Genomic DNA, 12956 nt, shown 5'->3' with positions numbered 1-12956 from the left:
TTAATGCAAAAACAGCAAGGTAGTGATTTTCCTTACTGTTTTAGTTTGTCAATAATTGTTACTTCGTTCCAAAGAGACGATCTCCTGCATCACCAAGGCCAGGAACAATATAGCCCTTTTCATTTAATTTTTCATCTAGAGCAGCTGTATAGATGTCAATATCCGGATGTGCTTCCTGCAGTCTCTTAACACCTTCAGGAGCTGAGACAAGGGAAACGAACTTGATGTTGGCTGCCCCGCGTTTTTTCAGAGAATCAATAGCCAACACTGCCGAACCGCCGGTCGCAAGCATAGGATCTACGACAAAAATCTGACGCTGATCAATATCTTCTGGAAGCTTGACCAAATATTCCACTGGTTCTAAAGTCTCTTCATCACGATACATACCAATATGACCAACCTTGGCTGCTGGAACCAAGCTCAAAAGACCATCAACCATGCCAATGCCAGCCCGCAAAATCGGAACAATAGCTAGCTTTTTACCTGTCAGCTGCTTTTGAACTGTCTTTGTAATCGGTGTTTCAATTTCCACTTCTTCCAGTGGTAATTCGCGAGAAACTTCGTAGCCCATAAGCATGGCAATCTCATTTACCAATTCACGAAAATGCTTGGTTGACGTATCTTCACGACGTAAAATAGAGAGTTTATGCTGAATCAGTGGATGCGAAATAACTTGAAATTTACCCATAGGAAAACCGCCTTCTATTTATTCCCCTTTATTATAACATAAAACCCGCTGACTTTCGTAAAAAGTCAGCGGGCTTTTTTGAGATTGCCTCCATGGATAAGAACTTAAAGTTTGAAAATACCTTTGCTTTTACTAATGCAAGAGATAATAAGCAAATAAGGCAAGCAAAGCGAAGACACATATAAATGAAATGATAATCTTTTTACTGCGGTAAGAAATAAGTGCCAGTACACAAAGAACAAGCAAAACCAAAATAAACCGAATTACGTGCATGGACCAACATCACCTTTTCTAAAATTTGTGCTGATATTTTTAACAAATTCAATAATACACCTTATACTTAGAACAAGTAATATTCATATTCCAAAAGAAAATGCTGTCGAAGTTATTAAAGTGGACTTCTTTCTACATCTGCTGAAAAGAGGGAGTCAGTACTTTTAATCTACTTAACAGTCCTTATTTTGCAAAAACCTTAGCTAATCGTTCACAGGCTTCCTGTAGGATTGGTGTAGGAGTGGCGAGATTGAGGCGGGCATGGCCTAGGCCTTCTTTACCGAAGGTCGAGCCGACATTGAGAATCAACTTGGCTTCTTCTTTGATTTTTTTATGAAGCTCCTCGTCTGACAAATTATAGGCTGAGAAATCCAACCATACGAGGTAGGTTCCTTCTGGTTTCATGACCTTAATCTTAGTATGCTGCTCTAGATAGTTTACTAGGAAATCGCAGTGTTTTTCCAGAAGCCCCTTTAATTCCGTCAGCCAAGGTTTACCATAACGAAAGGCAGCTTCTGTTGTTATAAGGCCGATAGTCGGTACTTCATGTTGATTATTGGCTAATTGCCTTTTTTTGAATTGAGCTCGCAAGGCTGGATTTTCAATGATCGCAAAACTATTTTTAGTTCCGGCAACATTAAAGGTTTTAGTCGCACTGGAGAGAACCAAACTGAACTGGCCGAAATCACCGACAGTATTGATACTGTGATGTTTATGATCAAACAGGGCTAAATCCTGATGAATCTCATCTGAGACTAGAATGATGCCGTGCTTCTGACAGAGCTCGCCTACTTTTTGCAATTCCTCAGTTGTCCAGACCCGCCCCCCAGGATTATGAGGACTGCAAAAGACATAAAGCTTGACCTGATTTTCTACCATGTCTTTTTCTAATTGACTAAAGTCAATTTCAAAATGGCCATTTCTTTCCACCAAAGAATTTTCAATCAATCGGCGGTTATTGAGTTTGACAGAGCGAGCAAAGGGCGGATAGACCGGAGTGTTAATCAAGACCGCATCTCCTTCTTTAGTGAAGGTCTGAATGGCTACTGATATAGCAGGGACGACTCCTTCGATAAGGACAATGGTTTCCTTATCTACTTGGTAGTCATGCTCATTTTTTTCCCAATCTTGAATAGCTTCAAGTACACCATCCCAAGCATAAGAATAGCCGTAAACTCCAAAATCACTATAGCGCTGAATAGCAGCCTGCATTTCTGGAAAAGCTAAGAAATCCATATCTGCCACCCATAACGGCAGCAGCTCTTTGTCCTTTTGGACTTCCTTCCATTTTACCGAATGCGTTTTAAGACGATCCGGCAATGTTGTAAAATCAAATTGACTCATTTTCGTCTCCTTTTCCTAGGCTTCCAAAACTGTTTTTAAATCATTGATTAAGTCTTCTGCGTCCTCAATTCCAATTGACAACCGCAGCAAGTCATCTGTCAGACCATAAGAATGACGGACTTCTGCTGGTATATCCAAATGTGTTTGAGTCGCAGGATAAGTGATCAGACTTTCAACGCCTCCCAAACTTTCGGCAAAAGTGAAAACTTGCAAACCATTAAGAATTTGGGGAATCTTATTTTCGTCAAGTACCTTAAAAGAAATCATGCCGCCTTTACCAGTATAGAGCACCTCTTTAACAGCAGGCGATTTTTCTAAATAAGCAACGACTTCTTTGGCATTTTGTGTTGATTTTTCCATACGCAGTTTTAGTGTTTTGAGACCGCGCATCAATAAATAGGCATCAAAAGGCGATAGCGTCGGACCTGTGGTATTTTGATCATAAAATAACTTATCATAGATATCTTGATCACTGGTCATTAAAACACCAGCCAAAACATCATTGTGCCCCGACAGATACTTCGTTGCTGAATGCAGGACAACATCGGCACCTAAAGTAATAGGATTTTGATAGACAGGACTGTAGAAAGTATTATCAACAATAACCTTAGCCCCATGATTATGCGCTGTCTGAGCAATCTTTTTGATGTCAAATTCAATCATCAGCGGATTGGTTGGTGTTTCGATATAAACATAGTCCGTTTCATCTGAAATGGCAGCAAGCATCTCATCTTCTGTATTGGTGTAGGTAAAAGAAAATCGGCCATTTGCTTCCTGCTCATTAAACCAGCGGAAGGAACCACCATACAAATCACGTGCAGCAACAATTCTGCTGCCGATAGGAAAACCATTAAAAAGCAGCACCAAAGCTGCCATACCAGATGCTGTCACAAGAGCATGGTCAGCCTTTTCAATCTTGGCCAGCGTTTCTTCTAAAATCGCACGGGTAGGATTTTTAGTCCGTGTGTAATCAAATCCAGTAGATTGGCCAAATTCAGGATGCTGGTAAGTCGTTGAAAAATGAAGAGGAGCAATCAAGGCTCCTGTTGTTTTATCTGTATTAATGCCTGCATGGGCTAAAATCGTCTCTAAATGATAATCTTCTGTCATAGTTTCTGCCTTTCAAATCTAATGAGTCTATTTTACCACTTATTCCTTATTACAGCGGCTTTTCTCACATTCTATTTCTTAATACTTAGTTATAAGAAATAACTATATCTAAAGCTACTACCTTCAAAAACTCTCAGCAGTTCTTTGCTGCTGAGAGTTTAAATTATTTATCTCAAATGTAATTTCTGACGGAGAAGCTGTGCTTTGTCTCCCAGCATCTTATCTAGTAAATGACTGATAAGACCTAAAATACCATAAACACCGATACCAACACAGCCTACTAAGAGCACATAGATGAGACTGGATACTCTGCTTTCGTCAGTCAAAATAAAGCTGAGCAGCCAAACGGCTAAACCAACAGCAAGAGCCATTAAAGCAGTTAAAATAAGAACCAAAAGGCTTGTTCTTCTGACGGCAGTACGGTTAAAGCCTGTAATTTCCTGAATCCGACGATACATGAGAACAATAGGAAGCAGCAGGGCAAGGCTGGTTGCAATAATCGGACCGTAAGCATGGAAGAAATAAATCAGCGGAACTTGCAGAATAAATTTAACAATAACCCCGTAAACGAAGTACCTAATAGCTTTACGATTTTCAAACAAGGCTTGCAGCATGGGCGCTAAAACAGTATAAACTGCCAAAATAACAGTTTGTAAAAGAGAAGCTGTAAACAGTCCCAGAGCCTGCCCCTGCGGCAGACCATAAAAAACAGTATAAAGTGGTTTAGCCAAAATAACAGAACCTGCGATGGCAGGAATAATAAAGGTCATCAGCATTTGCAGATTATTGACAACCAAACGGGCAGAAGCTTTCCTGTCTTTTTTAACAAAATTTTCCGTCAAAAGCGGGATACCAACACCAGCAATAGCAGTCGCAACTGCAATCAAAATCATGGTTACCTTGCCGGGATTAGTTGAGAAATAAGCAAACATGACCTTTAATTCTCTATCGGAATAATCAGTAAACAGAGCCATGGTATTGCCAAAGGTAAATTGGTCAATCAGCTTGAAAACCTGAATGGCCGATCCCGTGATGATAAAAGGAATGGCTTCCTTGACTGTTTCAATCAAAAGATCCTTGGTATCAATCACCATGTTGTCAGGCTTCTTGCCAAACAGAACTGCTAAAAGGCTGTTTTTCCACAAGAAATAGATTAAAACAGCAATACCGGCAAACATTCCCACAAAGGCAGCAAACGTAGACTGAGTTACAGCCTCAACATAGTTGCCCGATCCCATTTTCATAATGAAAAAGGCCGTTAAAAGCATCCAGATGACACGGATAACCTGCTCAGCAATCTGACTCATGGCATATGGTTTTAAATTGTTAAATCCCTGAAAGAACCCTCTGAGCACACTCATAGAAGGGAAAACAAGGACAGCCAAAGTCAGGCTCCTAAGAACAGGAACCAAATCCCGTCCGCCGCGGCTAAGAGAAGCAAAAAAGGGGGAACCCACATACATTATTAAGGCAAAGACAGCACCTAAAATCAGCATAAAATGTAAAATTTTACGAACTAAATAGGTGCTTTTTTGTGGATCTCCCAATGTGTTATACTTGGAAACCTGCTTGGCAACAGCAACCGGAATACCGACTGTTGAAATCAACAAGAATAAGGCATAGATCTCATAGCCCATTCCAAACAGGGCATTAGCTTCAGCAGCGTACCTTCCCATCCAGGCATACCAAGGAATAATATAAACAGCTCCTAGCAAGCGGCTGATGAAATTACCGGCAGTCAGCCAGACCGTCCCGCGAACCATCTGCTCCTGCTGACTCATTTTAGTTTTTTTTTCAGACATGCAATTTCTTTCTAGCTTTTTGATAAATTTATTATAAACTTTTGCTTGGTACTTGTAAAACACTAACTTTAAGTCTACAATAAAAGATATGATTACTTTAAACAAGATTCTCACTATTCTTAAAGACGACAATAATTTTCGTGAAATTATTGATAATGGCCACTACCAAATGACCTATCCTGACTTTACTTTCAGTCATATTTCTTACGACAGCAGAGAGGTAACAAAGAGCACTCTTTTTTTTGCCAAAGGAGCAAGTTTTAAAAAAGAATTTCTCACAGCTGCCGTACAAGAAGGACTTCCTTTTTATATTGCTAAAAAAGATTATCAGGTTGGCATTCCGGCAATTATCGTTAACGATATAAAAAGAGCCATGAGCCTCATTGCAATGGCCTTCTACGACAACCCTCAAGAAAAATTAAAACTGCTTGCCTTTACCGGAACCAAAGGTAAGACAACTGCTGCTTATTTTGCTTATAATATTTTAAAACAAAGCCACCGTCCAGCCATGCTTTCTACCATGAATACAACTCTGGATGGAAAAACCTTTTTTAAATCCAAACTGACAACTCCTGAAAGTTTAGACCTTTTTAAAATGATGGCACAGGCCGTTGACAACGGTATGACCCATCTTATTATGGAAGTTTCCAGCCAGGCTTACTTGGTTAAGCGGGTTTATGGTTTAACGTTTGATGTTGGTGTTTTTCTCAATATCAGTCCCGATCACATCGGACCAATTGAACATCCTACTTTTGAAGACTATTTCTACCACAAGCGACTTTTGCTTAAGAACAGCCGTTATGCTGTTGTCAACAGTCAGATGGACCATTTTGCTCTTGTTGAGAATCAGGTTGCTGATCAGCCGCATGATTTTTATGGGAAATATTCTGACAATCAAATCACAAACAGTAAGGCCTTCTCCTTTGATCTTACAGGAAAATTGGCCGGTCATTACGACATTCAGCTAATCGGTTCTTTCAACCAGGAAAATGCTGTCGCTGCAGGGCTGGCCTGCCTGCAATTGGGAGCTAGTCCAAGCGATATCCAAAAAGGTATTGCTCAAACCACAGTCCCAGGTCGTATGGAAGTGCTGACGCAAGGCAAGGGAGCTAAGGTTTTTGTGGATTATGCCCATAATGGAGACAGTCTGGAAAAACTATTATCTGTTGTCGAGGAACATCAAAAGGGGCAGCTTGTTCTTGTTCTCGGTGCGCCTGGCAATAAAGGAGAAAGCCGCCGCGCTGACTTTGGCCGTGTTATCAACACTCATCCAGATCTACACGTTATTTTAACGGCAGATGATCCTAATAATGAAGATCCACAACTGATTTCAGAAGAAATCGCTGGTCATATTAAGCGTCCTGTAGATATTATTGTTGATCGCGAGCAAGCCATTCAAAAAGCAATGGCAGTGACGCAGACCAAAAACGATGCTGTGATTATTGCAGGCAAGGGAGCTGATGCTTTCCAAATTGTCAAGGGTCAACGGGCAGACTATGCTGGCGATATTGAAGTTGCCAAAAAATATCTTTAAATGATATAAGGCAAAATACCACTGCTGTCCACTAATAAGATTGTGTTTTTGATGCTTTCTTTTGTCATTTTTAACCGATAAAAAGACTGTTGGATAAAAGATCAAACAACCCATTTATTATCGTCTTAAAAAGAATCATTTTAAAGAATAATTTGAATGATTCCAAAGACGGGCTAAAAACTATTAATTCTTTCGAAAAGGCTTTCTTAAGTCTTTTTTCTATGCTATAATAAAAAAACTATTTAATGAAAGGAGGTTATGCATGTCAGATATTCGTGCTGAAGCCATTCAAGTTGCTTATGATAAGGATATTATCATTGACAACCTTTCTCTTGAGATACCACATGAGAAAATTACGACCATCATTGGTGCAAACGGCTGCGGCAAATCAACCCTGCTGAAAGCCTTCACGCGCATTCAAGCTATTCAAAAAGGGCAGATTTTGCTGGACGGACAGACCATTAACCAGTTACCTACTAAAAAGGTAGCTAAAAAGCTGGCTCTGCTACCTCAGGTGCTAGAAGCAACTGAAGGGATTTCAGTCTATGAATTAATTTCATACGGACGATTTCCTCATCAGAAATATCTAGGAAATCTTTCTCAGTATGATAGGGACAAAATTCACTGGGCTATGGAAGTGACCAAGGTTGCAAAATTTGCTAAACTTGATGTTGACAGCCTCTCCGGTGGCCAACGCCAACGTGTTTGGATTGCCATGGCGCTCGCTCAAGATACAGATACAATTTTTCTTGATGAGCCAACAACCTACCTCGATATGAATCATCAGTTAGAGGTTTTAGAGCTGCTGCAAAGTCTCAATCAAAAAATGCAAAAAACCATCATTATGGTCCTTCACGACTTAAATCTATCAGCTCGTTTTTCTAATCACCTCATTGCCATGAAAAACGGAGCTGTCAAATATCAGGGAGAGGTCAAAGAGATCATGACTACTCCTGTTTTAAGAGACATCTTTCATATTGATGCTCAGATAATTGAAGACCCTATCCACAAATGCCCTGTTTTGCTGACTTATCAGCTAGTATAGATTTTTAGGAGACAACATATGACCTTTAAAAAATGTTTAACTGTTTTTATCGCATTTGCTGCTGCACTTATCCTTGCTTCCTGCGGCAATGCTTCAAAATCATCAGATAAAAAAGCAGCTGTTTCCAGCATGCCTAAAATTTCCGGTGTTACTTATTACGGCAAGGTTCCTCAATCACCCAAACGTGTCGTTAGCATCACATCTACCTATACGGGTTATCTTTTAAAGTTAGACCAAAATCTTGTTGGAGTCTCCTCCTATGATAAGAAAAATCCGGTTCTTAAAAACAAGGTTAAAAAAGCCAAACAGGTCACTTCATCGGATCTTGAAGCTATTACAGCCTTAAAACCTGATTTAATTGTTGTCGGTTCAACAGAAGAAAAAATTGATCAGTTGAAAAAAATTGCCCCTGTCATTTCAATTGAATACGGCAAGCGCAATTACCTTGATATTTTCTCTGACTTTGGCAGAATTTTCAATAAGGAAAAAGAAGCCAAACAATGGCGCAGCGACTGGAAAGCCAAAACTGCCAAAGCTAAGAAAAAACTGACTAAGGCTGTCGGCAGCGACGCAAAATTTACTGTTATGGGCCTCTTTGAAAAAGAGATTTATCTTTTTGGTAACAATTGGGGCCGCGGTGGTGAAGTGATCTATCAGGCACTTGGCTTTAAAGCACCTGACAAGGTCACTAAAGAAGTCTTTCCAAAAGGCTACCTGTCTACCTCACAGGAAGTTATAGGCGATTATATTGACGATTATGTCATTGTCGCAGCAGAGGATAAAAAGACAGGTGCATCGCTTTATGAAAGTGATGTTTGGAAAAATATTCCTGCTGTCAAAAAAGGTCATGTTATTAAAGTTAATGCCAATGCTTTTTACTTTAACGATCCGCTGACACTGGAGTATGAACTGAGCACTCTTCAAAAGGGCATCCTAAAAGTCGCTCAATGAGGTTGAAATGCTTATGAAATCAGTTGTTCAGGAAAATAAGCCAAAGCATTTTTGGCTTGTTTTTTTCACTATTTTACTGCTCTTCATCAGCGGCTTGTACTGCAGCTTGAAATTTGGAGCTGTCAATTATTCCAATCAAGATCTGATAAGAGGATTGAGCCACCCCTTTACTTCATCTGATATTCAGGACGTTCTTATTGATGTCAGAATTCCGCGGATAATTGGTGCTCTCTTGGTTGGTTCTGCCATGGCCACAGCTGGCAGTATTATGCAGGGAATAACCAGAAATCCAATTGCAGATCCCGGTCTGTTAGGGATCAATGCCGGATCTGCTTTAGCTTTGATTATTGGTTATGCTTTTTTCAGACACCTTCACTACAGCCTTATTCTTTTGCTATGCCTTTTAGGGGCAACCTTAGCTGCTCTCTTGGTCTTTTCTTTGTCCTACTCCCCCAGAAAGGGTTACAATCAATTGCGTCTCATCTTGGCTGGTGCCATGATTGCAACCCTCTTTAATTCTTTTGGACAGGCTATCGTTATTTACTTCAACCTCTCTACCTCAGTCATTGGTTGGCAGGCTGGCGGCCTAGTTGCTCTTAACTGGAACATGATTAAAATCATTGCTCCATTTATTCTGATTGGTTTGTGTTTAGCCCAACTTTTTGCTCATCAGTTAACAATCCTGAGCCTCAATGAAACTGTGGCTAAATCATTGGGACAAAAGACTTTTATGATGACTGCTGTTTTTTTAGGACTGGTACTGCTCTTGTCTGCTTCTGCTGTTGCTTTGGTTGGTTCTCTGGCTTTTGTAGGCTTGATTATCCCCCACTTTATAAGAATGTTTGTCGGCAGAAACTACCGCTATCTTCTCCCCTTGACAGCTTTTTTAGGAGCCGTTTTTATGCTTTGGGTTGATCTGATTTGCCGGACACTTAACCCAGGCTATGAAACACCGCTCAGCGCTGTTATCAGCCTTATTGGTCTGCCCTGCTTTTTATGGCTGATTAGAAGGGGGCGGCAATTATGAAAACTTCTGCAAATACAAAGTCCATTTTTCTGCTGTTGGTTCTCCTACTATTTATCTTCAGCATCATCTCACTGTCAATCGGACAAGTCAGCTTTTCTATTTTTGATATACTGGACATCTTTCTTGGCCGCTCCTCTGATGCCATGATGATGATTATCACTAATATTCGTCTGCCGCGAATCTTGGTCTGCTTATTGGCAGGAGCTTCTCTTGCCCTAAGTGGGATGCTGCTGCAGACTCTGACTCACAATCCCTTAGCTGATTCAGGTATTTTAGGTATCAACACTGGGGCTGGTATGGTTATTGCTTTGAGCGTTTCCTATCTTAATATTGAAAGCCATCTGGTCATTAGTTTTTTACCCTTAATTGCCATGTTAGGTGGCTGTCTTACTATCATGCTTGTTTACCTCATTGCACGTCAGAAAAATAACAATATTAGCCCAACACGCTTGATTATTACAGGCGTGGGTGTCTCTACCATGCTGTCAGGAACTATGGTTTCTGTTGTCGGCAGCGTTAATCGGTATAAAGTTGACTACATTGTTCATTGGCTGAGCGGACAGATTAACGGAGACAATTGGACAACACTGATGAACCTAGCGCCGCTGCTAATTATGCTTTGGTGCTGGACTTACAGCCGTAGTCAGACTTTAAATATTATGAATTTAAATGACCATACAGCCTTGGCTCTTGGATTGCATTTACAAAAAGAGCGGCTGATAAGCCTCATTCTAGCAACTAGCCTAGCTGCTTTCAGTGTTATTTTGGTCGGTAATATCACCTTTATCGGTCTGGTCGCTGGACATATTGCCAGAAGATTGCTGGGCAGCAATCACTTTGTCAGCTTACCTGCTGCCATGTTGATTGGTATGCTTATTTTACTTATAGCAGATACCATTAGCCGTGTGCTTTTGGTCGGTACAGGTATTCCGACAGGATTGATTGTGGCTGTTTTGGGCGCTCCCTATTTTCTTTACCTGATGGCAAAAGTGGAAAAATAAATTTTGAGAAGGGAGTGGGATCAACCCAAAAATTGAAAATTTTGGTCCTCACCACTTCCTAATTTCTAGGCGGTGACCTGAAACGGTCTCTCCCTAGACCGTTTGACTCCCAACCACTGCGTCAAGACCTTATTCCAAAACAGGAATATTGGACAAATTTTTCATTATTCTGTTTATTCTGTGGGTGAGGGCGGAGCCATCATGGATGTCTTGTCCAGCCTCCTCTAACTTTATACTCAATAAAAGGATAGACCGTTTGCTAATAAGTCTATCCTTTTCATAATATTCAAGCGGCTCTGGGCTGAACCTGTTAACTGCCCTGCCCTACTTATGATGTCATAAGAGGTCTGGAATTTTGATTCCAGATCTTTTTATTACCAAAAGAAGCTGTCAGTTGCCCCTTTTGCAGAATATGTCCTTCCATGTTTTTTAATAATTTGCCCTTGCCTGTCCAGCGATTTAAATCCAAGGAACAGTCCAAACTGTAAATGGTAAAGCGATACTTATGGTTTTGACCTAAGGGTGGGTTAGGACCGGCATAGCAATACCAGCCATAAGCCAAGCCCTGTCTGGCTCCGTCAGGATCTTTCACTTCAAACCCACGAGAAACATTAGCCTTAATATGGCTAGAAGCAGGAAGATTCCAAATCAGCCAATGAGTAAATTCCTTTTTAAGAGGATGTGTCAGATCTTCCAAAGTAATAACCAGCGTTTCAGCATGAGAGGAGAGGTTTTTGATAAAAAATTCGGGTGACCTATCCTCTCCTTTTCCTGTATGTTCCAGTGGAAATTCCCCACCTTCAGGAATAGTCGGACAAATGAAGTCCAATCTTTCTATCATATCAAACACCTCCTCTCTTGCTCTTTGATTCATTTTTTAATAAATTTGGATAGCTATCCCATAATTGAGTTGTGTAAACTTTGGCCTTATCAGATTCCTTGACAGCCCTCCAAAGAAGGGAAGCTGCCTGCATTTTGTTTTTGAGGTCAGCGTTTCTTTTATCTGCACAAAAATCCTTATAAAATTGATTCCATTGACAGGCGCGATTGTCATATTTGGCATAATCAGATTCTCCGGCATAAACAGCCAGCATGTCTTCAAGCGTAAAATTGACATCATTTTCTGCCTTAACTTTACGCCAAGCTGCTGCCATATCAGCAGTGAATTTAAAAGACTTAACTCCAGTCTGCCGAGCAAAATAAGCCCTGAAGGTCTGATTAAAAGCAAAGCCGCACAGCAGCAAGGAACTGGACAAGCCGATTTCCTGCTTGTTTTTCGGTTTAACAGTCTGTTTGTTAACTTTTTTGAGCGGCTGCCCTGCAAAATAAGCTGCTAACGCCTCATTTAATTCCTGCTTTGTCCCCGAGTGTACCAATCCCAACTGTCGGCAAATTTGCGACAGTTCTGTCCGATACCAATAATAGTTACAAAACTCCTCATAAGTTTTAATCTGAAAAAATTCTGGACGCTTTATCATAATGATCAATCATAATTCCCTACTTTCTATTATTATACATTTTTTCAAAATAAGATGATATTAAAAGCTGTTTAATGATAAAAACCCAATTTATTAAAATGGTACCAATCCTCTATTTCCTGAGGATTTTTAATATTGAGTAACAAAAGAATTTCTCTAGCAAATTCTAAGGTAGCTGTCCCATTTGCTGTCACAATACCAGCATCACTGACTGCCTGTTTTTCTATATAAAAATCTTCTCCACGATAATGCGGAGCTGCTTTTTTCATAAATTCAAGGGTATTGCCAGTGTGCTTGACATGATCTAAATAGCTATTTTCAGCTAAAAAATTAGTCGCGGCACAAATAGCAGCAATCGGTATCTGATGACAAACAGCATAGTCCACCACAGGCAAAATCTCCCTATTTTTGCCCTCCAACCAGCTGTCTCCGCCAGGAATAATCAGCAGTTTAAAATCCTTGGGGTAATCCGTCAGATCATGGTCAGGAATCACGCGAAATCCACCCATGGATTTTTTAGGCTGTTTGTCTGAGCCAATGGTTTTAATCTGAAAGGGGTTGTCCTGCCGGTTTAATTCCGAGCAAACATAGGCTGGCTCCCAGTCTGCATAATCATCAAATACATAAACAAGAATGTCATTTTTCATTGTTCTGCCTGCTTTCTTCTATTATCGCCTATAGTATAACCCAAAAAAGATGACAG

General features: G+C 40.4%; 12 protein-coding genes. 5 read left to right on the top strand and 7 right to left on the bottom strand.

The window, feature by feature from the left end; translation table 11 throughout:
- Positions 1-58: 58 nt before the first annotated feature.
- The 4 genes from upp to SCSH_RS03110 all read right to left on the bottom strand — a co-directional run bounded on the left by upp (position 59) and on the right by SCSH_RS03110 (position 5217).
- A complete protein-coding gene (gene upp / locus SCSH_RS03125) occupies positions 59-688 on the bottom strand; it encodes a uracil phosphoribosyltransferase (RefSeq protein WP_057490441.1) in 630 nt (209 codons plus the stop codon).
- Between the two features lie 456 nt (positions 689-1144).
- On the bottom strand, positions 1145-2305 hold the full coding sequence (locus tag SCSH_RS03120) for a MalY/PatB family protein (protein WP_057490440.1): 1161 nt from the start codon (positions 2303-2305) through the stop codon (positions 1145-1147).
- A 15-nt stretch (positions 2306-2320) separates the two neighbouring features.
- Positions 2321-3415, bottom strand: a complete 1095-nt coding sequence (locus SCSH_RS03115) for a cystathionine gamma-synthase (protein WP_057490439.1) — start codon at positions 3413-3415, stop codon at positions 2321-2323.
- Between the two features lie 167 nt (positions 3416-3582).
- The gene (locus tag SCSH_RS03110; protein ID WP_057490438.1) at positions 3583-5217 is read right to left on the bottom strand and encodes a putative polysaccharide biosynthesis protein; all 1635 of its coding nucleotides are present in this window, start codon (positions 5215-5217) and stop codon (positions 3583-3585) included.
- 88 nt (positions 5218-5305) lie between these two features.
- On the opposite strand from SCSH_RS03110, the gene SCSH_RS03105 reads away from it, so the two are divergent.
- The 5 genes from SCSH_RS03105 to SCSH_RS03085 all read left to right on the top strand — a co-directional run bounded on the left by SCSH_RS03105 (position 5306) and on the right by SCSH_RS03085 (position 10775).
- Positions 5306-6751, top strand: coding sequence for a UDP-N-acetylmuramoyl-L-alanyl-D-glutamate--L-lysine ligase (locus tag SCSH_RS03105; protein WP_057490437.1), 1446 nt, complete (start codon positions 5306-5308; stop codon positions 6749-6751).
- Between the two features lie 262 nt (positions 6752-7013).
- Positions 7014-7796: an ABC transporter ATP-binding protein gene (locus SCSH_RS03100; RefSeq protein WP_057490436.1), complete on the top strand. Its 783-nt coding sequence runs from the start codon at positions 7014-7016 to the stop codon at positions 7794-7796.
- Between the two features lie 18 nt (positions 7797-7814).
- Positions 7815-8747, top strand: coding sequence for an ABC transporter substrate-binding protein (locus SCSH_RS03095; protein ID WP_057490435.1), 933 nt, complete (start codon positions 7815-7817; stop codon positions 8745-8747).
- 7 nt (positions 8748-8754) lie between these two features.
- Positions 8755-9774, top strand: coding sequence for a FecCD family ABC transporter permease (locus SCSH_RS03090; protein WP_057490434.1), 1020 nt, complete (start codon positions 8755-8757; stop codon positions 9772-9774).
- A complete protein-coding gene (locus tag SCSH_RS03085; protein WP_057490433.1) occupies positions 9771-10775 on the top strand; it encodes a FecCD family ABC transporter permease in 1005 nt (334 codons plus the stop codon). The genes SCSH_RS03090 and SCSH_RS03085 overlap by 4 nt, the downstream gene beginning before the upstream one ends.
- Before the next feature lie 328 nt (positions 10776-11103).
- Here SCSH_RS03085 and SCSH_RS03080 read toward each other — a convergent pair whose 3' ends face one another.
- The 3 genes from SCSH_RS03080 to SCSH_RS03070 form a co-directional block, all read right to left on the bottom strand.
- The gene (locus tag SCSH_RS03080) at positions 11104-11616 is read right to left on the bottom strand and encodes a YbhB/YbcL family Raf kinase inhibitor-like protein (RefSeq protein WP_057490432.1); all 513 of its coding nucleotides are present in this window, start codon (positions 11614-11616) and stop codon (positions 11104-11106) included.
- 1 nt (position 11617) lies between these two features.
- The gene (locus tag SCSH_RS03075) at positions 11618-12253 is read right to left on the bottom strand and encodes an SAP domain-containing protein (RefSeq protein WP_057490431.1); all 636 of its coding nucleotides are present in this window, start codon (positions 12251-12253) and stop codon (positions 11618-11620) included.
- Positions 12254-12324: 71 nt separating this feature from the next.
- A complete protein-coding gene (locus SCSH_RS03070; RefSeq protein WP_057490430.1) occupies positions 12325-12900 on the bottom strand; it encodes a type 1 glutamine amidotransferase family protein in 576 nt (191 codons plus the stop codon).
- Between the last annotated feature and the right edge of the window lie 56 nt (positions 12901-12956).

The sequence above is a fragment of the Streptococcus orisasini genome, assembly GCF_001431045.1.
GTDB lineage: Bacteria > Bacillota > Bacilli > Lactobacillales > Streptococcaceae > Streptococcus > Streptococcus orisasini.
The sequence above is the reverse complement of the archived record's forward strand: the minus strand, read 5'-3'. Positions and strand labels throughout refer to the sequence as shown.

What these genes read in the sequence shown, in the direction of transcription:
- SCSH_RS03110 (WP_057490438.1), bottom strand. Translation starts at nt 5,217, where the DNA reads ATGTCTGAAAAAAAAACTAAAATGAGTCAGCAGGAGCAGATGGTTCGC.
- SCSH_RS03090 (WP_057490434.1), top strand. Translation starts at nt 8,755, where the DNA reads ATGCTTATGAAATCAGTTGTTCAGGAAAATAAGCCAAAGCATTTTTGG.
- SCSH_RS03120 (WP_057490440.1), bottom strand. Translation starts at nt 2,305, where the DNA reads ATGAGTCAATTTGATTTTACAACATTGCCGGATCGTCTTAAAACGCAT.
- SCSH_RS03075 (WP_057490431.1), bottom strand. Translation starts at nt 12,253, where the DNA reads ATGATAAAGCGTCCAGAATTTTTTCAGATTAAAACTTATGAGGAGTTT.
- SCSH_RS03115 (WP_057490439.1), bottom strand. Translation starts at nt 3,415, where the DNA reads ATGACAGAAGATTATCATTTAGAGACGATTTTAGCCCATGCAGGCATT.
- SCSH_RS03100 (WP_057490436.1), top strand. Translation starts at nt 7,014, where the DNA reads ATGTCAGATATTCGTGCTGAAGCCATTCAAGTTGCTTATGATAAGGAT.
- SCSH_RS03095 (WP_057490435.1), top strand. Translation starts at nt 7,815, where the DNA reads ATGACCTTTAAAAAATGTTTAACTGTTTTTATCGCATTTGCTGCTGCA.
- SCSH_RS03105 (WP_057490437.1), top strand. Translation starts at nt 5,306, where the DNA reads ATGATTACTTTAAACAAGATTCTCACTATTCTTAAAGACGACAATAAT.
- upp (WP_057490441.1), bottom strand. Translation starts at nt 688, where the DNA reads ATGGGTAAATTTCAAGTTATTTCGCATCCACTGATTCAGCATAAACTC.
- SCSH_RS03070 (WP_057490430.1), bottom strand. Translation starts at nt 12,900, where the DNA reads ATGAAAAATGACATTCTTGTTTATGTATTTGATGATTATGCAGACTGG.
- SCSH_RS03085 (WP_057490433.1), top strand. Translation starts at nt 9,771, where the DNA reads ATGAAAACTTCTGCAAATACAAAGTCCATTTTTCTGCTGTTGGTTCTC.
- SCSH_RS03080 (WP_057490432.1), bottom strand. Translation starts at nt 11,616, where the DNA reads ATGATAGAAAGATTGGACTTCATTTGTCCGACTATTCCTGAAGGTGGG.